Raw genomic sequence first — 25103 nt, 5'->3', positions numbered from 1 at the left:
CCATATTATTAATTAATTCAATTGTTCAAAATATTGTCTTAAATCATCAACAATTCGAGTCAATTCTGTTTCTGTACTAAAACGAATTTTGTCATCTCGAATAGTAAGTAATACTTTCGCGGCAAATGGGGTAGGATAAATGTTTGGATTGCAAAAAATTTCTATAAATACTTCTCCTATATACTGATAGTCTAAGGATTCTTCTGCTTTTTTTTGTTCTCCATTATTAATTTTAGATGCAACTATTTTTAGCTTTTGCATTAAATTATCAATCTCTACCTTTAAAGCTTGTGCAGCTTCAAAAGGAAAATTAAACTTTATAGATCCTTGAGCCAAATTAAGAGTAAGTTGAGACACAATAAATTTCAACACCAAAATAATATTAGGACTTTATATTATCTCAATAATTCAACAAGATTTACATAATATGTAATATTTTTCTTTAAATATAATGTTATGTAAATTTTCCCCATATTTAAATTTCACTATTAGATTACTTTGTATAAATATGAACAGTTAATAATAAACTTTTTGACAAACTTTATTAATATTTTAGTTTAAAAAAATCTGTCAGGAATAGGATTCCTCCGGTTTACATGTAATCCTTGCAACATTTCAGATAAATAAAGTTCGTTGGTCTTAACTTCTTTCAACTTATGCCATACAGAACGTGACATTAATAAAGTACTCTTAGTACGATTTACTCCAAGTTCATTTAGATAAGTTTCCCTTTCATGTTGATAATCTGCTGATACAATTTCTAAATTTTGATTAGGATATTTTTGGGCAATTTGTGCTACTTGCACTAATAACTTTGGATAAAGCCAAGCATAAGCAGGATGAATTGTTAGGTATGCTTGGTGTGATTGAGAATTATCTTTCGATAAAACTAATTTAAAATAACCAATTGCTATCTTTCGTTGAGGTTCAAAAACATAACCTTTGGCTATTTCCTTATTAAAGAACCACTGTTGCCATTTTGTAAATATTGATACCAATAAAGATTGTTTAAAATCTTCAGAATTACGATCAAAAACTTGACGTAACAAAGGAGGCATAGATACACAATCTAATTGACATAGTAAATGTGCATCAGAGTTACTAACAGGCATGAGGTTAGGGATATTTATTTTTTTTTGTGACAAAGTCCATAGTAGTTCTGAATCTAGTACCCAATAAGTAAGTTTAGCTAAAGGCTGAAAACCATTTTGACGATATAAAGCCAAGAAGTCATTTTTATTAATATCAACTTCTAGAATCCAGGTTCGTGCCTCACATATAATCCCTAGGCAGTAGCGTAATAATTGAGCTCCAAGTTCTTTCGGATTGCTCAATTTTTCATATTGTTTTTTATCTGAAACAACTATAATTCTTTCAATACGCCAGGTACTTAAATTTATATTGAAAGGAGAGATGTGAATAAATCCTTTTAATATTGGATCACCAGAAATGCTCAGTAACTCTGCAATATAAACTTTACGGTAGTTTCTAAAAGAATTAGGAAACTGATTAAACATTTCTATTAATCTAAACCAGTATCTGGTTTGTTTTAATTCCTCTCGAAAAGAAATATAACCTAAACTTGGTTGAACTTGAATTGTTTCAATATCTAGGGTCTCTAGCCAATCAAGATCCTGATATTTTAAAGGACGAATTAAAACTTTAAAGTTATTATTGAAAAATGCTGCCATGGAGCATACCGAAAGGTGAATTTCTTGCTCTAGATCTTAAACTAGTCTTATATTTTAACTGTTTTTGTCAATTTCTTCATTTAAGATTAAATAAAAGACCAGACATACTTAAAGTTATAGTATTTACTTTAACTTCATATATTTATTAATGAGTATTCAAAAACTTAGATTATCTTTTGGTCTTTAGTTTTTCACTTAAGATGTTCTAATAAATTCTTTATAAAATAGTGTATGAAATGAGTTTTTATTATGTATTTAATCTCCTCAATCTCAGATGCGAAATTTATATTTATTATCTATTACCACTATATTTTTTAAAGATTTTATAGGTAAATAAATATATTTTGTATGAGTTGTATATAGTTTAATTATTTTTATAGAAAATATTTGAATCTATATTGATTAAAAAAATAAAAATTAGATTCTTCATTTTAAACTTGATTAATAAAAAGCTTAAGCATTTTAAATAGTGACTAAATTAAACTAAAGCCTTTAAAATATACATAATATACCTGCTATTATTTACTGCAATGTCTCGTCTTAAAGCAATACAAAACTATGTTCTTGTTCGCTTACTTCTTGCCCCTTTAATGATATGGACAATAGTCACTCTAGTATTTTTGCTTTTAAGAATAGCAACAGGAGATCCAGTTGATGCAATTTTAGGAAATCGTGCTCCAGAATTTGCTAAAGAAAACTTAAGAGAAACTTTAGGATTAAACCAGCCGCTCTGGCTACAATACTTAAATTATTTAGGCCAACTTTTACTTTTAAATTTAGGAACTTCTATTGTTAACCAAGGACAGCCTGTATGGGAAATAATTAAGGAGCATTTCCCTGCTACTGCTGAATTAACACTATATAGTATGATTGTGGCAATAATTCTTGGTGTAACCGCAGGAATCATATCAGCATTAAATCCTAATACTACAGTAGATCTAGTTAGTCGATTATTCGGAATAATATCTTATTCATTACCAATTTTTTGGGTAGGGATGGTTTTTCAGTTAATCTTTGCAGTACAACTAAAGCTACTTCCTCTCGGAACTCGCTTTCCAGTAGATAAAATCTCTCCTAGCAAAATAACAGGAATTTATACTTTAGACAGTATTCTAAATGGCGATGTCTATCAATTTTTTACTTCTATTTATCACCTAATATTGCCTTGTATCACTTTAGGATTATTACTAAGTGGTATCTTTGAAAGGATAGTCAGGTTGAACCTTAAGCATACTCTTAAGGCTAAATATGTTGAAGCTGCAAAAGCTCGTGGCATACCTGTATATAGAATTTTATTTGTCTATGCTTTTAAGAATGCTCTTATCCCAGTTGTTACTATTCTAGGTCTAATTTTTTCTTCTTTATTAGGTGGTGCAGTTTTAACTGAAGTGACTTTTTCTTGGCCTGGACTAGGTAATAGCTTATATCAAGCAATAGCTGCAAGAGATTACGCAACAGTTCAGGGAATTATGGTCTTTTTTTCTGTGATTGTAGTTTCAGTAAGTATTTTAGTTGACTTACTCAATGCCTATATTGATCCTCGTATTAGATATTAATAAAATAAAGTTATATAAAAAGAAATCTTATTTAAAAATATATTTTTTTATTGTATTTACATAACTTTATTTTATTAATATTCTAGATAATATTCTTAATCAAGCACTTAAGTAGAATGTACAAGAAAAAATATATTATTTTTCTGCGTTGGTTATTGATCGTTTTAGTCAGTATATGTTTATTACAGCTCAATGCTTGTGTTACAAACACTAACAAGAATCAAGTCGTTTTATCTGTTTTAAGTGATCCTAAAACTTTTAACGCTATTTTATCTCAGGAATCTCCAAATATTTTTTCATTAACCTATGAAGGGTTAATTACAGAAAATCCTATTACTGGGAAAAAAGAACCAGCACTTGCAGAGTCCTGGAAAATCTCTGATGATAAATTAAATATTATATTTACCTTAAGGAAAAATCTTAAATGGTCTGATGGTGAAGATTTGACTGTGGATGATATTATTTTTACTTATAATAATTTATATCTTAATAAAAAAATTCCTAATAACTATCGAGACAATTTCAGGGTAGGAAAGAGTGGAAAATTACCAATCATAAGAAAAATTGATCAGCAACGTATTGAATTTAAAATCTCTGAACCATTCGCCCCTTTCTTAGATAACGCTCAACTTCCTATACTACCTGCTCACGTCTTACTTAAAAGCGTGCAGAATATTGATGATAAGGGGAATCCCAAATTTTTATCGACTTGGGGAACTGATACTTCTCCTGAAGATATTATTGTTAATGGTCCTTTTAAGATTAAAAAATATATCACTAGTCAGCGAATTATTTTTGAGAGAAATCCCTATTATTGGAAAAAAGATTCTAAAGGATCACAATTGCCTAATATTGAGAATGTTATTTGGGAAATTGTAGAATCTACTGATACGGCATTGTTACAATTTAGATCTGGAAGTTTAGACTCCATTAGTGTTACCCCAGAGTATTTTTCTCTCTTGAAAAGAGAAGAAAAACGTAATAATTTCACTATTTATAATGGAGGACCTTCATATGGGACTAACTTTATGTCTTTTAATCTTAATGAAGGTAAAAGGGATGGAAAGTCTTTGGTAGATCCTATTAAATCAAGCTGGTTTAATAACAAAAATTTCAGAAAAGCCATTGCTTACGGAATTAATAGAACTCGAATAATAAATAATATTTATAGAGGCTTAGGAAGTTTTCAAGATACTCAGATTTCTATACAATCTCCTTATTATGATGAAACAATCAAAGGTTACGATTATGATATCGAGAAATCTAGAGAATTATTACGAAAAGAAGGTTTTAAATATGATAAAGATTCTAATTTACTAGATAAAAATGGTAACTATGTAGAATTTAATTTAATAACTAATGCAGGAAATAAAGTTCGTGAAGCTATCGGTGCACAAATTAAAGAGGATTTAAGAGAATTAGGGATAAAGGTTAATTTTAGCCCTCTTGCTTTTAATGTATTAATAGATAAATTAAGTAACTCTTTGGATTGGGAAGCTAATATTATCGGATTTACGGGAGGAAATGAACCACATTCCCCCAATGTTTGGTATACAGATGGAAATCTCCATATGTTTAATCAAGAATTACAATCTAATTCAAAGTCATTGACTGGGAGGACAGTATCAGAATGGGAGAAAAGAATAGAAGATTTATACGTGGCTGGCTCTCAAGAACTTTCTCTTGAAAAAAGAGAAAAAATTTACGCAGAAGCACAAGAAGTAGTCTCAGAAAATTTACCGTTTATTTATTTAGTCAATCCTTATTCTTTTGCGGCAGTTAAAAATCGTTTTGTAGATATTAACTACTCTTCACTAAGAGGAGCATTCTGGAATATAGAAAAATTATCTATTAATGATTTTAATGAAGAAGAATAATTACTAGTGATTTCGATTATGCGGACGGAGAGACTCGAACTCTCACGCCAAGGACACTAGAACCTAAATCTAGCGCGTCTACCAATTCCGCCACGTCCGCTTTATACCAGATAGTATCGTAACACACTGTCTTTTTTATTTCAAGCTTTTAGTTTCAAAATAAACTAAAAATTAATTGTATTTTTTAATATTATTAAGTTATGTCAAATGTATGGGGACTGTAAAGTGAAACTGACTACCATGTTCTTTACCTTTAGACTCTGCCCAAATTTCTCCATCCCAACCTTGAACTATTTGACGACAAATTGCTAAGCCCAAGCCTGTTCCTCCGATACTACGTCTTAAAGCTCCTTCTTCTTGATAAAACCTATCAAAAATTGTCTCTAATTTCTTGGTTTCGATACCTCTTCCAGTATCTGCTATGGTCACTTCTAAATAATGAGGACTATTTTGATTAATTTCTATGGTTATTTTTCCTTCTTTGCTAGTAAATTTACATGCATTGTCTAGTAACTTTGCTAGAACTTCTACTAACCATTCTCCATCGGCTTTTACTAAAGGTAATCTATTATTTAAAAAACTTTTAGTTTCAATCCTAGGTATCTGTTTTTCTCTATAAAGAGCTTTAATATTACTAAGTGATAACTCTAAACATTCGTTTAAGTTTAATACTTCTGTATTTAACTCAACTCTTCCACTCTCAAGTCTAGATAGAATTAAAAAATCTTGTATTAATTTTCTCATTCTCTCAGCATCTTGCAAAGCAGTATTTAACATCACCTGACGCAAATCTAGAGACATGTCAGGTTCTAACGTTAGACTTTCTAAACAAACTTGAATTGTTGACAATGGAGTCCGAAGCTCATGGCCTGTAATGGCTACTAAATTAGAACGAGTATAATCGAGCGCTTCAAGTTGTTCATTAAGATCTTGAAGGTGAGCATAAGCTTCTGCTTGAATTAAAGCAACACCAATCTGTGTAGTAATAGCATTTATAAAAGTAACATCTTCTTCTTTCCAAGAAATAGGCCTAGGACCACAATGGTGTAACTCTAACATACCCAAGAGTTGACCTCGATATAGAATAGGGGCTAACATCCAAGATAAAATTGAATAATTTTTAACAAGAGTTTGTAGAGTTTCTTTCTTTCCTTTACGACTATTAATAATACGGGGATCGTTAGTAGTGTTATCAATAGTTAAAGCCCCTTGTAATTTAATTACTTCTTGAAATAAAGGATTATCATAGAGAAACCAAACTTGCTCTTTAATAGATAATATGTCTTGATTAAGAAATTCATGCTCAACAGTAGCTTTATCATCAGTTTCTTTACAACGATAAACTAGACATCTACAAATTCCTAATCCCTTCCCTAACTTTTGGACAGCAGTTTGTAGAATTTCTTCAGAATTAAGAGATAAGCGAATAGCAGTAGTAATAGAGTTAATCAATCTTTCTTTATGTTCTTTTGCTGCTAGTGAACGATTAGCTTTAATTAACTTATAGTGACCAGCTTGTAGATAAGTAACTAATCTTTGTACAAATGGGTCAGGATTTGCATTCTCTATCTTCCACGCAGTATTATTTTTTATGTCTTTCTGTTCAATAATTATTTGATTTAGAACAGGAGGAGGTAAATATTTTTGACGTGCTTGTTCTATTTTATTTTTCAATTCTGGACAATAGTCAACAATTATATTTAAGAGAATATCGGCTGCATGTTGAGCAACTCTTCGGTCAAAAGTCCATATACCTTCAAAACGTCGATTATTATCAATAACTGGGTTTATAGTTTGATTGTTTAATATGACTTTTTCTTGACAAACAAGACAGCTAACATAGCCCATTCCTATAACAATCAAATGCCATTCTTTGCTTAAAGTTTCTGTTGACTGAAAAGCAATTGTTTCGTAATTCTGAGAACTATTCTTAAATTCATTTTCTGGAGCAGCTAAAACATATACTTGATCAGTTTTATTAGCGATACGTCGATAGCGTTGAGCTTCTTGACGATAAAACCGTTCTCTTTGAAAGCTCGCAATAACTAAAGGTTTCTCTTTTCCTGCAAGTATCTGATCTTCCATTGCATGAGATAAAGCAGTTAAGGAAGCCTTGAAGTACATTTGAGGCTGTAACTGAGGAAAAATTTGTAACAGTTTTGCTAAAACCGATTTTGACCTGCTCATCAATAATTATTTTCGAATTCTTCTAACAAAATCGATGCCCTTTATTTTCTATGATAAAAATCATTATGACTCTTGCGATTAGCTATGAGAATCTGTGACTAATACCCAAGTTTTATATCAGAAATAAACCTGAAGTATGAGATAAAAAATAATTTATTTTTAGATAACAAAAATGTAAATTTTGTAATTTTTATTTATGCTTTTATCTTACATCTTGTGGTGTCTAGTAATTAAGAAAGTAAATAAAGTTTAATAATACTTAATTCATCAATTTTATATTTGCGGATAATTATTAAGTAACTTATGTATATATCTACAAGTTTTTATTTCTCTTCTTTTAAAAAGAAGGTTTTACAAAATTTTAGAAAAGCTTATTGATCTAAAATTAACTAGTACTTGGCTAATTGCATAAAAAGTAAAATTTTTAACAAACAATATGAATAGTTACTATTAGATATAGATAACTTAGAAAGATGTGATCAAAACTAATTTAATTTTTATAAAAGCAATTAAAACAATAGTTGTCATATGAGCTATACAATTTTTGCGAAAAAATGTTTTATTGCTAAATAAAGCACGTGAAGACAATATTTTTTAGTGACTTGTATTTTATTAAAAATTCACTATTTCTATAGTTCATTATCTAGAAGATAATCACTATTTCTATTCAGTAATGGGAGTACTGGTAAGAAAGGCTGATGTATGCTAATTAATTGAGATAGCATTTTTTTCTGTTGAGTACGAATAATAATAGAGTCTACAAATCCATGTTTTAGTAAATACTCAGAAGTCTGAAATTTATTAGGTAGTTTTTCTCTTAAAGTTTGTTCAATAACTCTTCTCCCCGCAAAACCAATTGTTGCATTGGGTTCTGCAAGAATTATATCACCTAGCATAGCAAAGCTCGCTGTAACTCCTCCTGTTGTAGGATGAGTTAATACAGAAATGTAGAGGAGCTTAGCATTTCGATGTTTTTCCAAAGCTCCAGAAATTTTAGCCATTTGCATTAAACTTAGCATTCCTTCCTGCATTCTAGCTCCACCAGAAGCACAAAAAATAACTACTGGAAATCTTTTTTTTGTGGCATATTCTATAAGTCGACATAATTTTTCTCCTACTACAGAACCCATGCTACCTCCCATAAAGCGAAAATCCATAACTCCGAGTGCTACAGGTAGTCCATCTATTAGTCCTGTTCCTGTTTGAACTGCATCTATTAATCCTGTTTTTTCTTGAGTATCTTTAATGCGATCGCTATAGGGTTTTCGATCACAAAATTTCAAAGGATCTAGCGGAGAAAGCTTTTCTGACAAAGGCTTCCATGTATTGTTATCAATTAGTTGAACAATCCTTTCTGAACTTTCCATTCGAAAATGATAACCACATTCTTTACACACAAGTTGATTAGCCTTGAGGTCTTTTGTATAGGTTAATGTTCCACATTCAGTGCATTTAGTCCACAGACCATCGGCAATTTCTCTTTCTTTATATTGTTCTTGTTGTACGGGCGGTCCTGATTTTTCTTGTTTAGCAAACCAATCAAATATAGACATAAATTAATTCAGGATTTGTTCTACTACTATTTAATTATTTATTTTCATTAAAAAGAAAAAGTTTAATAATCGTATGATAATCATCACTTCAAATTTAAATCAATATTAACAGAAATATATTTATCAAAGTCTTTATTGAGTAATTAATAATTTAAGAATAGACTAAATTCTATTTCTGATTCAACGACATCAAAATTTTATATATTGAATATTTTAGTATAGAAAAAAAGGTTTAAGTGTTGACACTTATAAAAACTCTTGCTATCATGACTAAGCGGGTAACATACAGGCCCCCATCGTCTAGTGGCCTAGGACACCTCCCTTTCACGGAGGCGACAGGGATTCAAATTCCCTTGGGGGTATAAAGATCATAATACTGTTAGATAATTTCTTTAAGACTGATATTAGGGAAATCGTCTAGCAGTATTTTGTTATATTATTTAGCTAGCGCTTATAGCGATTGAGGTTTGCTGAAATAACTATAGACTAATAATTAGGTTATCAAGACATCAAGTAGCTAAAAGTTATCCAAATATAGCTTAAAGTTAGGTTTTTACTTTAGAATAGTTATTAGAATTTATTTATCAAAATATCTAGAATTGATTCATCAAGAAACTTTAAAACTTTTAGAATGGTCTCGATTATGTAGCCATTTAGCTACCTTTGCAACAACTAAGATGGGAATCACTGCGGCCCAGAATCCAGATATTCCCGAATTGTTAACAGAAAGTCAAGAATTATTGTCACAAACTGAAGAAGTTTATTATTTGGAGCAAGATCCAAAAATAAAGCTGATATTCGAAGGAATAGTTGATATCAGAGATGTTGTGAAAATAGCCGCTTTAGGTGGGTATCTTTCCGGAAAAGATTTATTAGGTATCGCAATTACATTAGATAAAGTTAGGCGGTTGAGAAAAATAGTCAATAGTTATGAAAAATTACCATTATTCAATTTAAAAAAATTAGTTAACAATATCAAAACCTATCCTGAATTAGAGCAAACAATACGTTACTGTGTTGATGAAAATGGGGATATAACTGAGCATGCTAGCTCTAAATTAAGTAAAATCAGACTTTTACTTAGAGAATTGCGTAATGAAATTTATCAAAAGCTTCAAAGTATCATAAACAAAAAAGCAGGAGCTATCCAAGAAAGTCTTATTACTCAGAGAAATAATCGTTTCGTTATTCCTGTAAAAACTTTACAAAAAGATCAAATTCCAGGTATTGTTCATGACACTTCCAATACTGGTATGACAGTTTATATAGAACCAAGTTATATCGTAGATATTGGTAATAAATACTGCCAATATCTACGCCAAGAAACAATAGAAGAAATAGTAATTCTTAGACAATTAACTGAAAAAATAGCCGAAGTAGCAGAAAGTTTAAAGTATCTCGTTGAAGCAATACAAAAATTAGATCTAGCAACAGCTAGAGCTCGCTACAGTCTGTGGTTAGGAGGAAACATCCCTCAATTTATCGAAGAAGGAGAAACAATTATTCTTCGTAAGCTATATCATCCATTATTGATTTGGCAACAAAAGAAGGAACAAGGAGTGCAAGTAGTTCCTATAGATATTCAGATTAATTCTAAAATTAATGTAGTTTCTATTACTGGGCCAAACACAGGAGGGAAAACTGTTACGCTAAAAACCTTAGGTTTAGCTGCCTTAATGGCTAAAGTTGGTTTATTCATTCCTGCGGTAAGTCCTGTTAAATTGCCTTGGTTTAAAAATGTATTGGCTGATATTGGCGATGAGCAATCCATAACACAAAACTTATCTACTTTTTCTAGCCACATTCGTCGTATTATTCTCATCCTTAAAGCTGTATCCAATTCTTCTAAATCAAATAGTTCGAAAATATTAAATAAGTTTAAAAACTGTTCAAGCTTAGTTCTTTTAGATGAAGTGGGAGCAGGTACTGATCCTACTGAGGGTAGCGCATTAGCAATTTCGTTATTAAGTCACTTAGCAAACCATGCTCTGTTGACAATTGCTACAACGCATTATGGAGAAATTAAAGCTTTAAAATATCGAGATTCAAGATTTGAGAATGCTTCAGTAGAATTTAACGATCAAACTTTCTCTCCATCTTATCGTTTGTTATGGGGCATTCCAGGACGATCCAATGCCATCAGTATTGCTCAGAATCTAGGTTTAGATCTTAATATTCTTCAAGCTGCAAGAAATATTGTTGGAGAACAATCTAAAGATGTTAATGATATTATTTTGGGATTAGAAGAACAACGTAATAAACAAGAACTAAAAGCTAACGAAGCACAAGAACTACTTAAACAAGCTAAAAATTTTTATACAGAAGTATCAGATAAAGCTGTTATCTTGAAAGAAAGAGAGCAGGAACTTAAACATTTTCAAGAAAAAGAAATTCAGAAAGCTATCTCTAGTGCTAAAGAAGAAATAGCTCAAGTAATTCGACATTTACAACAAGGAGACAAAACCAGTCAAAAAGCTCTACAAGCAACTAAAGAAATTTTAAATATTTCTAAGGAAAAACTTCCTCAAGTTAAAAAAGAATATTCGTCTTATTGTCCAAAAATTGGAGAAAAGGTTAAAATTACTAAATTTGGCCAAAATGCTCAAGTATTAGATGTCATCGCTGACAGCCAAGAGGTAGTTGTTCGTTTTGGTTTAATGACAATGAAAATATTATTTACAGATATTGAATCACTAGACGGTTTAAAAGTAGATAAACTAAAAGCTAAAAAGCAATCAGTTCAACGACAAGATATTCAGGCAATTGACGTCGGAAATCAATATGATATTAGAACGGATAATAATACTCTTGATATACGTGGTACAAGAATATTTGAAGCTGAAATTAGCTTAGAAAAAGCAATTGCTCAAGCTACCAATATTGGAGTTCTGTGGATCATTCATGGAAAAGGAACTGGTAAATTACGCCAAGGAGTTCATGAATTTCTAAAAATTCACCCTCAAGTTAAGGACTTTAAGCTAGCATCTCAAAATGAAGGAGGATCAGGTGTAACACTAGTACATTTAAAATAAAGATATTATGTATTTGAACTAATATCACTAAAAACTTCTTTCAATGCTGGATGAACTATAGATTTATCTTTAATATTTAAACCTTTTTCTAAGCTTGTGTCCTTTTTTAGTGCCTCTAATCCATAATTAGCTAATTTTAAAACATAGGGTAAAGTACTATTGTTTAGCGCTTGTGTAGCCGTCCACGGAACAGCACCAGGCATATTGGGAACTCCAAAATGGACTACATTATGTTCTAAATAGATAGGTGAGCTGTGAGAAGTTGCTTTTAAAGTTTCGATACACCCTCCTTGATCAACAGCCACGTCAATGATAACTGATCCTGGATTCATTTTAGATACTAAATCTTTAGAAACTAAAATAGGAGCGCGTCTTCCAGGAATTAATACAGCACCAACCAACAAATCAGCTTTAGGTATCATTTTTTCTATTTCATAGATGTTGCTATGGAGCAATTCCACTCGCGAACCAAAAATTGTTTCTAAATACCTTAAGCGTTCAACATTAATATCAAAAATTTGTACTCTAGCTCCCATACCCAAAGCAATACGAGCTGCTTCTGAACCTACAACACCTCCTCCTAGTATAACTACTTGAGCAGATGATACTCCGGGGATACCACTCAATAAAATACCTCGTCCTCCTTGCTGCTTTTCTAAATATCTTGCACCAATTTGTATTGATAGACGACCAGCAATAATGCTCATAGGAGTTAATAATGGAAGTTTTCCATCTTCTAGAGCGACTGTCTCATAGGCTATTGCGGTTATCCCTGATGTAACCAAAGCCTCTGTGAGAGTTCTATTCGCTGCTAAGTGTAAATAAGTGAAAAGTATTTGATCCTTTTTAAAGTAGGAGTATTCTTCAGCTAAGGGCTCTTTAACTTTTATTATTAAGTCTTTTTCCCATACAAATTTTCTATCAGTAATCTTAGCACCTACTTTTTCATAATCTTTATTAGAGAAGCTAGATCCTTCCCCTGCAGATTCTTCTATAAAAACTTGGTGTCCCTGACTACATAATACCTTTACACTACTAGGATTTAAACCTACGCGAAATTCTTGATCTTTAATTTCTCTAGGAACACCAATTTCCATATAATTTTTTAACTCCAATTACTTCTCATGATGTAGCTTACAAAAATTTCGCTAAGATTGCTAGGGTTTTCTCTCCTGTATTTTGCCAACTAAAAGCTTTAGATCTTTTAAGACCATATATTTTAAGTTGTGATCTTAAAGTATCATCTTTAATAATTTGTTCCATGGCAGAAGTGATTTCTTGACACATATAAGGGTTGATTAGTAAAGCTGCATCTTTTACAATTTCAGGTAAGGAAGAAATATTAGAAGTAATAACAGGAGTTCCACATGCCATTGCCTCTAAAACTGGAAAACCAAATCCTTCCCATAAAGAAGGGAACACTAAAGCTAGTGCTTGATTTAAAATTAATGGTAACTTTTCGTATGAAACATAATCAAGAATTCTTAATTGTTGACTAATTCCTAATTCCTGAGCTAAATTCTGAAGCTGCAAGGTATATCTTTTATCTTTTGGACCAACTAACCATATTTGATAATTTTTATAATTTTTTAATTTAGAAAAAGCTTTTAATATACTAGCAATATTTTTATGAGGATCATGACGTCCTATATAAAGAAAATAAGGTACATTGGGCTCGTTTATATTCTGATCTGAATTTAGTAAGCGAAAATTTCTATTATCATGAGCAAGTAAAATAGGAGTAATCTTGCAGCTAGGAATATTTAACATATTGTGAATATCTTCGGCAGTTGCTTGAGAATTACAAATAATATGCTTTGCTTGTCGTAATACTTCAGGAACATAATATTTGAAATAATAATATAGCGGGGATGCTTTGTTGGGAAAACGTAATGGTATTAAATCATGTACCACAACAACTGATCTACAAGAACTCCATAAAGGAATTTCAGGTACTGGAGAAAATAATAGAGATGAATCAAGATTTTGATAGATTTTAGATAATTTAAATTGTGTCCACAATAAACGTCTAAGATGACCTTTAGTACCTTGTTCTGGCGTTAAATTATTAGAAATTAAATAGTTATCAAAATCTTCATATTCTCTAGAAGTTAGCAATATTGGCTTTAAAGGCTTTAAATAAGGGAAGATATTTTTGGCATAGTTGCTAATTCCTGTAGGCTTTGATAGCAATAATGATAAATTAATAATTAATTGAGAATTCTTTTGCATTTTTTATATAGAGATTTAACAAGAAAATTTAAATTGTTGACTTAAATTCTAATCATACTTAAATAAATATTTTATAATTGATCTTTTTTATCTAAAACAGATTTATATACACTTAAAGTTTCCAATGCTGTGTTCCTCCAAGAAAATTTGTCAGCTCGTCGTCTACCTCTTTTAATCATCTCTTGCCTCAAATCAGGATTTTTTAATACTTTTAGCATCATTCTTGCTAATTCATAGTAGTTGTGAGGATCAACATACAATGCTGCATCGCCAGCTACCTCTGGTAAAGAAGACGTATTAGACGTGATAACAGGACTCCCTAAAGTCATTGCCTCTAAAATAGGCAAGCCAAACCCTTCATAAAAGGATGGATAAATAAAAATTTCTGCCTGGTTATAAAAAGTAGCTAAGGATTTATCTGATACATAATCTAAATGGTGAATATTTTGTTTAAAAGGCGATTGGTCTATATGATTGACAATATGATGATAACCCCATCCCTTCTTCCCAATTAGTATCAATTGATGCGAAATATCGTAATTTGTTTTTAAATATTCAAATGCTTTGATTAGATTTAAAATATTTTTTCTTGGTTCTAAAGTACTAACAAAAAGGAAATATGGGCTATCCAAATGTTTTTCTATAGAAATAGGATTATCTTGCGTTAGTTGAGGCGCAAGATAATTATTTGAGTATCGACTTGCCTGAGGGATAATATATATAGCACTGGGATCAACATTGAAAAAGTCAACAATATCTTGTTTAGTATTTTTTGAAAAAGTTATAACTGCATTTGTCCACTTTAAACATCTTTCAATCCTTCCCGTATAGCTTTTAACTATTTTTGTTGAGTATTTTGGAAATTTTAAAAAAGTAAGATCATGAATAGTTATAATTTTTTCTGCCTTCTCATAGGGATAAATATAGTGATCTGTTCCATGTATCAGATTTATGTTATCTAAATTTTTCTTAAAAGAAGAGAAAATAAAAGGAAGATATTTTGCCAATAAATCAGCTAGACTAACTGGGATATTTAGACGTAATACCTTTGAATATTTATTTAATAATTTTGGAATTAAAAAGTTACAGCGAAGCCAATTTTTTAAAGAAGGATGAAAATAAATATTTAGCTGTAAATTTTTTGTATCTTCTAAATAATGTAATTCATTAATTAAATTAAATGTGTAAACTCCAATACCTGTCGGCTTATCACGGATAGGAGTTGCATCAATATAAACTTTAATCATAATTTGAAGTTATCGTTTCTCTATATAAGTTTTTTATTGTCAAACTATAATTAGCAATATTGTGGAATCTGTTGTAACTTTCTTGCATATTTTGTATTTTATTTTTAATAATATTAGACTGAGTTATTTTTTTTATATTATCAAAAACATATTTTGGGTTATGCCAATCAATAATTAATTCAGTTAAATTATATTTAAGGCATTCATGAGACATCCACGTATTATTGGTAACCAAAGGTATCTTTCCAGAAACAATACACTCGGTAAAAATACCTGATGTCCTTGAGCCATATTCAAAAGAATCATAAGGTAATAGGATTACTTGACTTAAATGAAGCCAAGAGTAATATTCTTCTCTTGTCAAATAGTTTTTAACTAATTCGAGATTAACTCCATTTTTAGTAGACTGTAGATTTGCTTTTTCTGAACATATGAGGCAAATATTTTTTGTATTTTCTCCAGAATAACTGACTAATTTTTGAATAATATGCCAGCCTTTTTCTTCTCTAGGTAACCCTGGCCACCAACATAAAATTTTAGACTTATTATCTATAATACTTGAAGATAAATTGACTTTGGTATGAGGAATCGGAAAAACTTTCACAGGTATTTCAAAATATTTCGATAGCTGTTTACTCAATAAGTCGCTATCTGTCACAAGTTTAAATTTCTCTGGTTTTATTCTAATTTTAATAAGGTAATTCAGGATCTTATAAATAATTCTAGTCTTATCTTTATGAGTATCTCTTCGATATAGCAGCCAAACCGATAAGTTATTAGTAGGGATTAGTAGTAAAGCTAGAAATAAAGCTAAAAGTTGTAGATGAATAAATCTTTCTATAAATAAGATACGAGGTCTTGATTGATCAGCGATTTTATTGTTTAAATAATTAGCTATTTTTTTCCCTAATATCCAAATTTCTTGAAAATGAAGAAATTTATCATACCAACTCCCCTCTTTTTCTAAATCATAGTTACTTAGGCATGTATCCCAATTAATAGGTAAATTATGGACTTTATTATTAATAGGTACAGCAACGAAATGTTTCCAACCTAGTTGAGAGACAGCCTCACTTACAGATTTATGATAGGGGATTATGTGTCCTTGACCTTGCATTAAATTAGGAACTAATGATATAAATATCGGTGTTAAATGTCTCTCTTCATTTGGATTCATATTTGAGTATCTTGTCTAAATTATATTATTTTCACAGTCTCTTGTAAGCTATTAAAAACTTGAATTTTATGAGGATATTTAACTATTCTTTTAAGGGAATCTTTCCCTTTACCAGTTAATAATAAAATGGGATTACAACCTGCATTTAGTGCAGATTCTACATCGCTAAGTGTATCTCCAATAAAAAATGATTTAGATAGTAAAATATTATATTTAATAGACGCATCAACCAACATTTGAGGAGAAGGTTTGCGACACAAGCACTTCTCATTGGGATGATGAGGACATATAAAAATGTCGTAGAAATTAACTCCATATTTTTTTTTATATTCTTTACAAATGTAATTATGTACATCTGTAACATCCTCTAGGTTGTAGTAGCCTCTTCCTACACCTGCTTGATTAGTTACTAAAATTAATAAATATCCTTTATCTTGCCATCGTTTAAGAGCTTCCCCTGCGCCAAAAGGAAGCTCTACTTGTTCTGGTTTAGAAAGATAAGGTATGTATTTAATAACAACTCCATCTCTATCTAGAAATAAAGCTTTTTGGTTTTTGAAAATATACGAATCAGAAGTTGCTATTTTATCCAGCATTTTGATTTAGACTGCAATTTGTGCCCCTAAACCAGTTTTTGCAAATAGTTTAGCTTCAACTTGTTCACAAATCCTATGATAAGTAATTAAATGAATCTCTTGAATATACGGGGTATGGTATTCTGAAACAAGTAAAGGGTAATCAGCTAAATCTTTTAATACTCCTCCATCGTTTCCAGCCATCCCAATTGTAATTAGTCCTATTTCTCTAGCTATTTCCATTGCACGAATAACATTGGCTGATTTACCCGATGTTGAAATCGCCCATAGAATATCTCCTGGTTTTCCAAAAGCTTCTACCTGACGAGCAAAAATAGTTTCGAATTCATAGTCATTAGACCATGCCGTTAGTACAGCTGGATTAGTACCTAGTGCTATGGCGGGCAGTCCTCTACGATGCAGTTGAAACCTGCCTACAAATTCAGCAGCAATATGTTGAGCATCTGCTGCTGAACCACCATTACCACAAATCAATAATTTATTACCTGCTTGAAATTGTTTTGTAATTAAATCAACAGTATTTTCAAGAGCATTACAATACCTAGAGTTAAAAGCTTTATCTAGGTTATTTAGTCTGTGTTGAATCCAATAGTTCACCGTTCCTTCCTCTCTTAATAAATAGGAACAAGTTTTTCTTGTTCCTGCCAGAACCACTCAATTGTTTTTGTTAACCCTAATTCTAATGGAGTCAAGTCATTATCAGGCAAAGATTGTTTAAGTTTATTAGTCACTAAACATTTAGATTTTGCTCCTACATATCGAGAAGAATCAAACTGAATTTTATTAAAGTCATATCCTACTTGATTGCAAATTAATTTAGCAAAATGTTGAATAGTATATTCTTCGCCGGCACCAATATTTATTAATTCATTATTGGTACATTGAGCTAATTTAACAGCAATTTTAGCAAAATCTTCGACAAAAACTAACTCTCTTGACTGAGTACCATCTCCCCAAAGAATGACGGGTTCATTATAAAGTTTTCCACGAATTATTTTCCGGATTAGATCAAAAATAAAATGCATTTGTCTGCCGTCAGTATGGTACCCAGCTCCATATAAAGTTGAAGGGACCAAACATAAATAATTTAAGGAATATTGCTTATTTAGAGCCAAAAGACCTGCATAAAGCATTCTTTTAGTCATAGCATAAGTAAATAAACTACTAATAGGTGTTCCTGTTAGGTAATTTTCTTCTACTAAAGATAAGTCGTTGTCATAGGCACAACTTGTTCCCATACAAATGAATTTTGCTTGAGGTTGATATTTTTGCCACCAGTCTAAAACATTTGTATTCATTTTTTGATTCATTATCCATTGTTCACCTGGATGATATAAACAAAAGTCTCCTGCTTGTGTCCAAGCTGCTAAGTGATAAACTTGATCATAGGCTAAATTGTTGAATTTTAATAATGAGTCTGATCTTGTTAAATCACAATTCTTGGAATTCAAGGAAACTAAGTCATGACCTTGGCTTTGGAGTAAAGAGCATAAACTAGTTCCTAAAAATCCCGTTGCACCTGTTATTAAAATCTTCATGGTAAATTTCTAAAAAAGCATCAAATTTTCAATTATGAATATTAAAATAAAATTACTACATGCATAACGTAAAGTTTTGCAAACAGTCTCAATGTTTAATATTCTGTAGTAAGATAGCGAATTTACAACTAGCCTTGTACTAAAATACTAGGATAAGTTATTTTCCTTTCCCTAAAGATTTGATTGATTAATATTAGTACTTTAAAATACAAAAAATTATATCGTCCTAAATAATTAAATCAAGTTTTAATTAGATATTGTAGATTTATGCTCGATTTTCAAGAATTAACCATAAAGCTCGCAAGGTTATCTCATGTCCAACGATATACTAAGCAAGAGGCTTAGCAATCTTAACTTATAGCGTTAGAATGTAATGAACACAGGAATTGACCTAAAAACGAATTTTATTGAATCCCTGAAACAATTCGGGATTCCTAGCGGGGCAGCTAAAGCCTTGTGGATACCTTTACCATCTTTGTTGATGATTATCGCAGCAACGGTAGGTGTTTTAGTTGTAGTCTGGTTAGAAAGAAAAATTTCTGCTGCCGTTCAACAACGTATTGGTCCAGAATATGCTGGGCCACTAGGAGTGTTGCAGCCAGTTGCTGATGGAATTAAATTAGTCTTTAAAGAGGATATTATCCCAGCTAAGGCCGATTCTTGGCTATTTACTATTGGTCCGATACTAGTAGTTGTTCCAGTCTTTATTTCTTATTTAATTGTTCCTTTCGGGGAAGATTTAATTGTTGCTGATCTTAATGTTGGAATTTTTCTTTGGATAACCTTATCTAGTGTCGTTCCAATTGGACTATTAATGTCAGGTTATGCTTCTAATAATAAGTATTCTTTGTTAGGAGGGTTGAGAGCAGCGGCACAATCAATTAGCTATGAAATTCCTCTAGCTCTTTCTGTACTAGCAGTTGTCATGATGTCTAATAGCTTGAGTACAATAGATATTGTACACCAACAGTCAGGGTACGGTATTTTAGGATGGAATATTTGGAGACAGCCTTTTGGGTTTGTAATTTTTTGGATTGCTGCACTAGCAGAGTGCGAGAGACTCCCTTTTGATTTACCTGAAGCTGAAGAAGAAATCGTAGCTGGTTACCAAACTGAGTATTCTGGAATGAAATTCGCTCTTTTTTATCTAGGATCCTACGTTAACTTGGTTTTATCTGCTCTTATTTTCGCAGTTCTATATTTGGGAGGTTGGGGATTTCCTATTCCTCTTGAGAAATTAGCTGAATGGTCAGGACTTAATGCTAATAGTTATTGGTTACAGATAATTATGGCCTCTGTAGGAATTTTCATGACTGTCATGAAAGCATATCTCTTAGTCTTTTTTGCTATCTTAATGAGATGGACCGTTCCTCGTGTACGTATTGACCAATTATTAGATTTAGGATGGAAATTTCTTTTACCGATATCTTTGGTTAATCTACTCTTAACTGCAGCTTTTAAGTTAGTGTTTCCATTTGCATTTGGTGGTTGATTTTTATTGTTAAAGAAGTAGAGAAAAGCATATGTTTAGTGTTCTTAAACAAGTAGGAGACTACGCTAAAAGTACAATTCAAGCGGCAAAATATATTGGTCAAGGTTTGTCTGTGACATTCGATCATATGAGTCGTCGACCTATTACAGTACAGTATCCTTATGAAAAACTAATTCCTTCAGAACGATACAGAGGAAGAATTCATCATGAATTTGATAAATGTATCGCTTGTGAAGTATGTGTTAGATCATGCCCAATTAATCTTCCTGTAGTTAATTGGCAGTTCAACAAAGAAAACAAAAAGAAAGATCTTAAAGACTATAGTATAGACTTTGGAGTTTGTATTTTTTGTGGTAATTGTGTGGAATATTGTCCTACAAATTGTTTATCCATGACTGAAGATTATGAGTTAGCTACTTATGATCGTCATGAATTAAATTACGACAGTATAGCTCTTGGAAGATTACCTTACAAGGTTACACAAGATCCAATGGTTACTCCCTTAAGGGAATTAGCTTACTTACCGAAGGAAGTACTTGACCCTCATGATTTGCCATCAGGATCTCGTAGAGCAGGTAAGCGGCCTGAAGATATTATCAAGGAAACAGAAACTTTATCTCAATAAAATGATAGTCGATAAAAAATTTTATTTTAGCAAGAAATTTTTTATCATCTATCGAATTTCTACTAATCAACGAAAAAGGAGTATCAATAATAGTGAATTTAGCAGAAGGAGTCCAACTTGTCTCTTTCGCCATTTTAGCTGGGTTAGTAATTATCTCTGCTTTAGGCGTTGTTTTATTGTCAAACATTGTTTATTCTGCATTCTTATTAGGAGGAGTTTTTATAGGAATATCAGGACTATATATTCTTTTAAACGCTGATTTCATAGCAGCAGCTCAAGTTTTAATTTATGTAGGAGCAATTAATGTTCTAATTTTGTTTGCTATTATGCTAGTAAATAAAAAAGGAGATTATTCTAACTCATCTAAGTCATGGATAAACCGGGTAGCTACCATGATGGTCTGTGGAGGAATTTTTGCTCTACTTTCAACAGTAGTTTATATGACTCCTTGGAATGTGGAAGCTGTTGTTCCAGAAGTTTTGGAAAGTACAGTTATAAAAATCGGAAGACATTTGTTTAGTGATTATCTTTTACCTTTTGAATTGGCTTCTGTTTTGTTACTAATAGCTATGGTAGGAGCAATCGTTCTAGCTCGTCGCGATTTAATTCCTGAGATTTATGATAGTGAAGGTATATCAACTGCTTTAGAGTTGCCTGAACGTTTAACAGAAGAAAAATTACAGGAATTATCTTCATCTAAGTCTTTAGACTTATAAAAAGTAAAAGTTTATTCATCACTATGAGGTTTTATGGCAGTACAGTTAGAATTTTATGTGTTATTAGCAGCATTTCTTTTTTGTATTGGAATTTTCGGCCTTATAAGTAGTCGTAATGCAGTTCGAGTTTTAATGTCTATAGAGTTAATGCTAAACGCTGTCAATATCAACTTAATGGCATTTTCTAATGCTCTTGATTCAGAAGAAATTAAAGGGCAAATTTTTACAATATTTGTTCTTACCGTTGCTGCGGCAGAAGCTGCAGTTGGTCTAGCAATTATTTTATCAATTTATCGAAACCGTGAAACTATAGATATGGAACAGTTTAATTTACTTAAATGGTGAGTTAATAAATATTTATTATCTTTATTTTTCCCGATGAGACTAATTTAGTTTTATCGGGTAATTTTTATTTAGTTTTCAAAAATTTAGTTTTTAATCTTTTAAAGTTTGTAACTAACGTATCACTTATTGAATGGCTCATAGAACCTAATTCTAAACCTAGAAATATTGTGACTGCTTCTTCTAAATACTGAGCTCTTAATTTGTTATAGTTTGTAGTGAATAAAATCCACCAATTGTAAGTAGAACCTAGAAAAAATTGGATTACCATATTTATAAAAATGGTAAATATCATAACGATAACAAAAAAGTAAATTAATCTAATTATTGTTCCTATTAAAAAGCCATGAGATAAAAAAGAACGATGTTTAAAAGAATATTGATATGGAAGCCAAATCCAACGCCCTATTCCCCATCGTTTATATTGTAGTGAATAGATATCTAAATCTGGTCCAAACATTAATCCACTAAAAATATAAGATAAACCAAACCATAATATAAGTTCTTTACGGCGAAAAATAAAATAAAATAAAATTGTAATAGGAACTACACTTAATACAGTAATACGATCATGAGTACGGCCGGAAGGCATGGTATTTTTTAAAAGTTAAATTAATATTTTCATAAAAACAACTATTGTTTTTATAAAATGCTTATGTTATGATATATAGGTCTTAGAAAGGGCGATTAGCTCAGTGGTAGAGCGCCTGCCTTACAAGCAGGATGTCACTGGTTCAAGTCCAGTATCGCCCATACTTATTACCTCTAATAAAGTTCTCAAAAATTCTTTTAAAATTATTCAATATAATAATTCTAAAAGAATTTTTTAAATTAATCATAATCAAAAACTTTTTGTTGGTAAAGGATTAAGATATTGATAGTTTATGTCCGATTGCTGCCAAATCTTACCATCTAGTGCCATCTGTTCAATAGAACTAGCTAACCTTAAAGCTTTCAAGGCTTGTACTCCACCAACAGAAGGTTGGTCTCCTCCACGTATACAATGTACAAAGTGCTCTAGTTCTGCATGAAGTGGCTCAACTTTAGTTGTATGTACTTTTTCTATTAGTCCATCTTGTCTATACCACACTTGTCCGTACTCTGTACTGTAATTAGCCGTAGTTTGTCTATGTATTAAAATATCATTGTTAAGAAAATCGGCTTCAGTTAAACAATTTTCACAATGGACTGCAAGTCGACGTATTTTACAGTGGGTAACTTTGCTAGCAGTTAAAGTCGCTACTATTCCATTTGCAAAACCGAGAGTTGCTGTTACATAGTTTAAATGATCTGAATTAGATCTACGACTACCGCTTGCTGTTAATTTTACAACAGTCGAATTGACTAATTCTAATAATAAATCAATATCATGAATCATTAAGTCAAGAACTACAGAAACATCGTTGGCTCTTTGAGAGTAAGGACTCATCCTATGTGCCTCTAAGGCCAAAACCTCTTCAGTTTTTAATACTTTGCTTAATTCTTGAAAAGCAGGATTAAATCTTTCAATATGACCTACTTGTAGAATACCTTTGGAATCTGCTGCTGCGTTAACTAAAGATTCAGCTTCAGTGATATTTGCGGCAATAGGTTTTTCTATTAGGGTGTGGACTCCTGCATTTAAACAATCTATTCCAACAGAATGGTGTAATCTAGTAGGCACAGCTATACAAACTGCATCGATATGAGGAAGTAGATCTAAATAGTTCTCGAAGAACCGTACTCGGTATTTACTAGCAATATCAATCCCTCTTTCTACACTAACATCAGAAACACCAACCAATTCCACATCTTTTAACAAGCTAAGAATTCTACTGTGATGTTGCCCCATATTACCCACTCCAATTACACCCATGCGGATAGGATCAAAAGTGTTTTTATGTAAGATTAGAGGTTGCTGTATATCTACCATATTTAGTACTCCTGTAAACTCCTCTACAGATTTTCACTGTCTATCTTTGGAAGTAACTTATTCATATATTGACCACCCAAGATGGTAACACAGTTCTTTTAATTATAAAGAAATCTAGATAATTTTAGATAAGGTTATTTTATGATAAACAGATATTCTTGATTAAGAAAACCATAAATATTATCATTAATTATTTTCTGGAGAAGCATTTATTTCTAAAGATTCTAAAGCTAATTTTTCACGAACTTGTTGTTCAATAATTTTTGTAAATTCAGAGTTTTCTTCTAAATATTTAACAGCATTATCTCTTCCTTGAGAAATATTGTCTCCGTTATAGCTATACCATGCCCCTTTCCTACTAATTACATTAGTTTGTTCTGCTAAATCAATTATGCACCCTATGTTGGAAATTCCTTGACCAAAAATAATATCAAACTCGGCAATTCGAAATGGTGGGGCAACTTTGTTTTTAGCTACTTTTACTTTAGCTCTAATTCCATACTCACCTTCAGTTCCTTTCTTTAAAGTTTGAATACGTCGAATATCTAAACGTACTGATGCATAGAATTTAAGTGCAGTTCCACCAGTTGTCACTTCAGGACTTCCATAAGTAACTCCAATTTTCTGCCTTAATTGATTCAGAAAAACGACTAGACATCCAGACCTACCTACATTACCTGCAATTTTTCGTAGTGCTTTACTCATCAATCTTGCTTGTAAACCAACTTGAGTGTCTCCCATTTCTCCTTCTATTTCAGCTCGAGGAACTAACGCTGCAACAGAATCTATAACAATAATATCAACAGCAGAGGAACGAACTAATTGATCGACTATTTCTAAACCTGATTCTCCCGTATCAGGTTGAGCTACCAAAAGATTGTCAATATCAACACCTAATACAGAGGCATAGCTTGGATCTAGCGCATGTTCTGCATCTACAAAGGCAGCTACTCCTCCAGCTTTTTGAACTTCTGCAATAGCATGCAATGTTAATGTAGTTTTACCAGAACTTTCAGGTCCATAAATTTCTATTATTCTTCCCTTTGGCAACCCTCCTCCCAAAGCTAAGTCAAGTGTCAAGGCGCCAGTAGAAACTGTTTCTACTTTCATCTTAGCCGCATCTCCAAGACGCATGATCGCACCCTTCCCAAAGTTTCGCTCAATTTGGTTTAGGACTAAGTCTAAAGCCTTTTCTTTATCATTGTTATTTGTAGTAGAAGACATTAATACCCTTATTTAATTAATACAAATATTTTACAAAATAAAAAATGTTCAATTAAGCTTACATTAATTTATTGTTAAAACATAGACCAAAAATCAATAGTTATGT

At 31.5% G+C, this 25103-nt stretch carries 21 protein-coding genes and 3 tRNA genes; 9 read left to right on the top strand and 15 right to left on the bottom strand.

What is annotated here, in order from left to right; genetic code table 11:
• Positions 1-12: 12 nt before the first annotated feature.
• Both UCYN_RS04050 and UCYN_RS04045 read right to left on the bottom strand, forming a co-directional pair.
• Positions 13-357, bottom strand: coding sequence for a hypothetical protein (locus UCYN_RS04050; RefSeq protein WP_012954231.1), 345 nt, complete (start codon positions 355-357; stop codon positions 13-15).
• 200 nt (positions 358-557) lie between these two features.
• A complete protein-coding gene (locus tag UCYN_RS04045; protein ID WP_012954230.1) occupies positions 558-1691 on the bottom strand; it encodes a hypothetical protein in 1134 nt (377 codons plus the stop codon).
• Positions 1692-2221: 530 nt separating this feature from the next.
• On the opposite strand from UCYN_RS04045, the gene UCYN_RS04040 reads away from it, so the two are divergent.
• Both UCYN_RS04040 and UCYN_RS04035 read left to right on the top strand, forming a co-directional pair.
• The gene (locus UCYN_RS04040) at positions 2222-3247 is read left to right on the top strand and encodes an ABC transporter permease (RefSeq protein WP_012954229.1); all 1026 of its coding nucleotides are present in this window, start codon (positions 2222-2224) and stop codon (positions 3245-3247) included.
• A 116-nt stretch (positions 3248-3363) separates the two neighbouring features.
• Positions 3364-5124, top strand: coding sequence for an ABC transporter substrate-binding protein (locus UCYN_RS04035; protein ID WP_012954228.1), 1761 nt, complete (start codon positions 3364-3366; stop codon positions 5122-5124).
• Positions 5125-5143: 19 nt separating this feature from the next.
• Here UCYN_RS04035 and UCYN_RS04030 read toward each other — a convergent pair.
• The 3 genes from UCYN_RS04030 to accD form a co-directional block, all read right to left on the bottom strand.
• A tRNA-Leu gene (locus tag UCYN_RS04030) sits at positions 5144-5224 on the bottom strand.
• Positions 5225-5322: 98 nt separating this feature from the next.
• On the bottom strand, positions 5323-7311 hold the full coding sequence (locus UCYN_RS04025) for a DICT sensory domain-containing protein (protein ID WP_012954227.1): 1989 nt from the start codon (positions 7309-7311) through the stop codon (positions 5323-5325).
• Between the two features lie 629 nt (positions 7312-7940).
• The gene (accD, locus tag UCYN_RS04020; RefSeq protein ID WP_012954226.1) at positions 7941-8864 is read right to left on the bottom strand and encodes an acetyl-CoA carboxylase, carboxyltransferase subunit beta; all 924 of its coding nucleotides are present in this window, start codon (positions 8862-8864) and stop codon (positions 7941-7943) included.
• A 289-nt stretch (positions 8865-9153) separates the two neighbouring features.
• Here accD and UCYN_RS04015 point away from each other — a divergent pair.
• Positions 9154-9226, top strand: a tRNA-Glu gene (locus tag UCYN_RS04015).
• Positions 9227-9463: 237 nt separating this feature from the next.
• Positions 9464-11896, top strand: coding sequence for an endonuclease MutS2 (locus UCYN_RS04010; protein ID WP_012954225.1), 2433 nt, complete (start codon positions 9464-9466; stop codon positions 11894-11896).
• Positions 11897-11901: 5 nt separating this feature from the next.
• On the opposite strand, the gene ald is transcribed toward UCYN_RS04010, so the two are convergent.
• The 7 genes from ald to UCYN_RS03975 form a co-directional block, all read right to left on the bottom strand.
• Complete coding sequence (gene ald / locus UCYN_RS04005; RefSeq protein WP_012954224.1) at positions 11902-12993, bottom strand: alanine dehydrogenase; 1092 nt, start codon at positions 12991-12993, stop codon at positions 11902-11904.
• 37 nt (positions 12994-13030) lie between these two features.
• Positions 13031-14128 carry a glycosyltransferase family 4 protein gene (locus UCYN_RS04000; protein WP_012954223.1) on the bottom strand — a complete coding sequence of 366 codons (1098 nt, stop codon included), beginning with the start codon at positions 14126-14128 and terminating at the stop codon, positions 13031-13033.
• Positions 14129-14199: 71 nt separating this feature from the next.
• Positions 14200-15375 carry a glycosyltransferase family 4 protein gene (locus tag UCYN_RS03995; RefSeq protein WP_012954222.1) on the bottom strand — a complete coding sequence of 392 codons (1176 nt, stop codon included), beginning with the start codon at positions 15373-15375 and terminating at the stop codon, positions 14200-14202.
• Complete coding sequence (locus tag UCYN_RS03990) at positions 15368-16552, bottom strand: hypothetical protein (RefSeq protein ID WP_012954221.1); 1185 nt, start codon at positions 16550-16552, stop codon at positions 15368-15370. The genes UCYN_RS03995 and UCYN_RS03990 overlap by 8 nt, the downstream gene beginning before the upstream one ends.
• A gap of 20 nt (positions 16553-16572) precedes the next feature.
• The gene (locus UCYN_RS03985; RefSeq protein WP_012954220.1) at positions 16573-17148 is read right to left on the bottom strand and encodes a D-glycero-alpha-D-manno-heptose-1,7-bisphosphate 7-phosphatase; all 576 of its coding nucleotides are present in this window, start codon (positions 17146-17148) and stop codon (positions 16573-16575) included.
• 6 nt (positions 17149-17154) lie between these two features.
• Entirely contained in the window at positions 17155-17745 is a 591-nt protein-coding gene (gene gmhA, locus UCYN_RS03980; protein WP_012954219.1) for a D-sedoheptulose 7-phosphate isomerase, read from the bottom strand.
• A gap of 14 nt (positions 17746-17759) precedes the next feature.
• Positions 17760-18686, bottom strand: coding sequence for an NAD-dependent epimerase/dehydratase family protein (locus UCYN_RS03975; protein WP_012954218.1), 927 nt, complete (start codon positions 18684-18686; stop codon positions 17760-17762).
• A gap of 373 nt (positions 18687-19059) precedes the next feature.
• Between UCYN_RS03975 and nuoH the strand changes: the two genes are divergently transcribed.
• From nuoH to nuoK, 4 genes are all read left to right on the top strand, one after another.
• Positions 19060-20178 (top strand): NADH-quinone oxidoreductase subunit NuoH, encoded by a 1119-nt coding sequence (gene nuoH / locus UCYN_RS03970; protein WP_012954217.1) that lies wholly within the window; start codon positions 19060-19062, stop codon positions 20176-20178.
• A 31-nt stretch (positions 20179-20209) separates the two neighbouring features.
• Positions 20210-20803 carry an NAD(P)H-quinone oxidoreductase subunit I gene (gene ndhI / locus UCYN_RS03965; RefSeq protein WP_012954216.1) on the top strand — a complete coding sequence of 198 codons (594 nt, stop codon included), beginning with the start codon at positions 20210-20212 and terminating at the stop codon, positions 20801-20803.
• A 92-nt stretch (positions 20804-20895) separates the two neighbouring features.
• Entirely contained in the window at positions 20896-21519 is a 624-nt protein-coding gene (locus UCYN_RS03960) for an NADH-quinone oxidoreductase subunit J (RefSeq protein WP_012954215.1), read from the top strand.
• Between the two features lie 33 nt (positions 21520-21552).
• Positions 21553-21864: an NADH-quinone oxidoreductase subunit NuoK gene (gene nuoK, locus UCYN_RS03955; protein ID WP_012954214.1), complete on the top strand. Its 312-nt coding sequence runs from the start codon at positions 21553-21555 to the stop codon at positions 21862-21864.
• Positions 21865-21928: 64 nt separating this feature from the next.
• Here the strand turns inward: nuoK and UCYN_RS03950 are convergent, their stop codons facing one another.
• Positions 21929-22453 carry a metal-binding protein gene (locus UCYN_RS03950; RefSeq protein ID WP_012954213.1) on the bottom strand — a complete coding sequence of 175 codons (525 nt, stop codon included), beginning with the start codon at positions 22451-22453 and terminating at the stop codon, positions 21929-21931.
• 89 nt (positions 22454-22542) lie between these two features.
• On the opposite strand from UCYN_RS03950, the gene UCYN_RS03945 reads away from it, so the two are divergent.
• Positions 22543-22614, top strand: a tRNA-Val gene (locus UCYN_RS03945).
• An 88-nt stretch (positions 22615-22702) separates the two neighbouring features.
• Here the strand turns inward: UCYN_RS03945 and UCYN_RS03940 are convergent.
• Both UCYN_RS03940 and recA read right to left on the bottom strand, forming a co-directional pair.
• The gene (locus UCYN_RS03940) at positions 22703-23773 is read right to left on the bottom strand and encodes a Gfo/Idh/MocA family protein (protein WP_012954212.1); all 1071 of its coding nucleotides are present in this window, start codon (positions 23771-23773) and stop codon (positions 22703-22705) included.
• Positions 23774-23959: 186 nt separating this feature from the next.
• Positions 23960-24997 (bottom strand): recombinase RecA, encoded by a 1038-nt coding sequence (gene recA / locus UCYN_RS03935; RefSeq protein WP_012954211.1) that lies wholly within the window; start codon positions 24995-24997, stop codon positions 23960-23962.
• Between the last annotated feature and the right edge of the window lie 106 nt (positions 24998-25103).

The sequence above is a fragment of the Candidatus Atelocyanobacterium thalassa isolate ALOHA genome (assembly GCF_000025125.1).
Lineage (GTDB): Bacteria > Cyanobacteriota > Cyanobacteriia > Cyanobacteriales > Microcystaceae > Atelocyanobacterium > Atelocyanobacterium thalassae.
The sequence above is the reverse complement of the archived record's forward strand: the minus strand, read 5'-3'. Positions and strand labels throughout refer to the sequence as shown.

Bases quoted from the DNA above. Each gene is read 5' to 3' on its own strand.
- UCYN_RS04045 (WP_012954230.1), bottom strand. From the start codon at position 1,691: ATGGCAGCATTTTTCAATAATAACTTTAAAGTTTTAATTCGTCCTTTA.
- UCYN_RS04040 (WP_012954229.1), top strand. From the start codon at position 2,222: ATGTCTCGTCTTAAAGCAATACAAAACTATGTTCTTGTTCGCTTACTT.
- UCYN_RS04035 (WP_012954228.1), top strand. From the start codon at position 3,364: ATGTACAAGAAAAAATATATTATTTTTCTGCGTTGGTTATTGATCGTT.
- UCYN_RS04025 (WP_012954227.1), bottom strand. From the start codon at position 7,311: ATGAGCAGGTCAAAATCGGTTTTAGCAAAACTGTTACAAATTTTTCCT.
- accD (WP_012954226.1), bottom strand. From the start codon at position 8,864: ATGTCTATATTTGATTGGTTTGCTAAACAAGAAAAATCAGGACCGCCC.
- ald (WP_012954224.1), bottom strand. From the start codon at position 12,993: ATGGAAATTGGTGTTCCTAGAGAAATTAAAGATCAAGAATTTCGCGTA.
- UCYN_RS04000 (WP_012954223.1), bottom strand. From the start codon at position 14,128: ATGCAAAAGAATTCTCAATTAATTATTAATTTATCATTATTGCTATCA.
- UCYN_RS03995 (WP_012954222.1), bottom strand. From the start codon at position 15,375: ATGATTAAAGTTTATATTGATGCAACTCCTATCCGTGATAAGCCGACA.
- UCYN_RS03990 (WP_012954221.1), bottom strand. From the start codon at position 16,552: ATGAATCCAAATGAAGAGAGACATTTAACACCGATATTTATATCATTA.
- UCYN_RS03985 (WP_012954220.1), bottom strand. From the start codon at position 17,148: ATGCTGGATAAAATAGCAACTTCTGATTCGTATATTTTCAAAAACCAA.
- UCYN_RS03975 (WP_012954218.1), bottom strand. From the start codon at position 18,686: ATGAAGATTTTAATAACAGGTGCAACGGGATTTTTAGGAACTAGTTTA.
- nuoH (WP_012954217.1), top strand. From the start codon at position 19,060: ATGAACACAGGAATTGACCTAAAAACGAATTTTATTGAATCCCTGAAA.
- ndhI (WP_012954216.1), top strand. From the start codon at position 20,210: ATGTTTAGTGTTCTTAAACAAGTAGGAGACTACGCTAAAAGTACAATT.
- nuoK (WP_012954214.1), top strand. From the start codon at position 21,553: ATGGCAGTACAGTTAGAATTTTATGTGTTATTAGCAGCATTTCTTTTT.
- UCYN_RS03950 (WP_012954213.1), bottom strand. From the start codon at position 22,453: ATGCCTTCCGGCCGTACTCATGATCGTATTACTGTATTAAGTGTAGTT.
- UCYN_RS03940 (WP_012954212.1), bottom strand. From the start codon at position 23,773: ATGGTAGATATACAGCAACCTCTAATCTTACATAAAAACACTTTTGAT.
- recA (WP_012954211.1), bottom strand. From the start codon at position 24,997: ATGTCTTCTACTACAAATAACAATGATAAAGAAAAGGCTTTAGACTTA.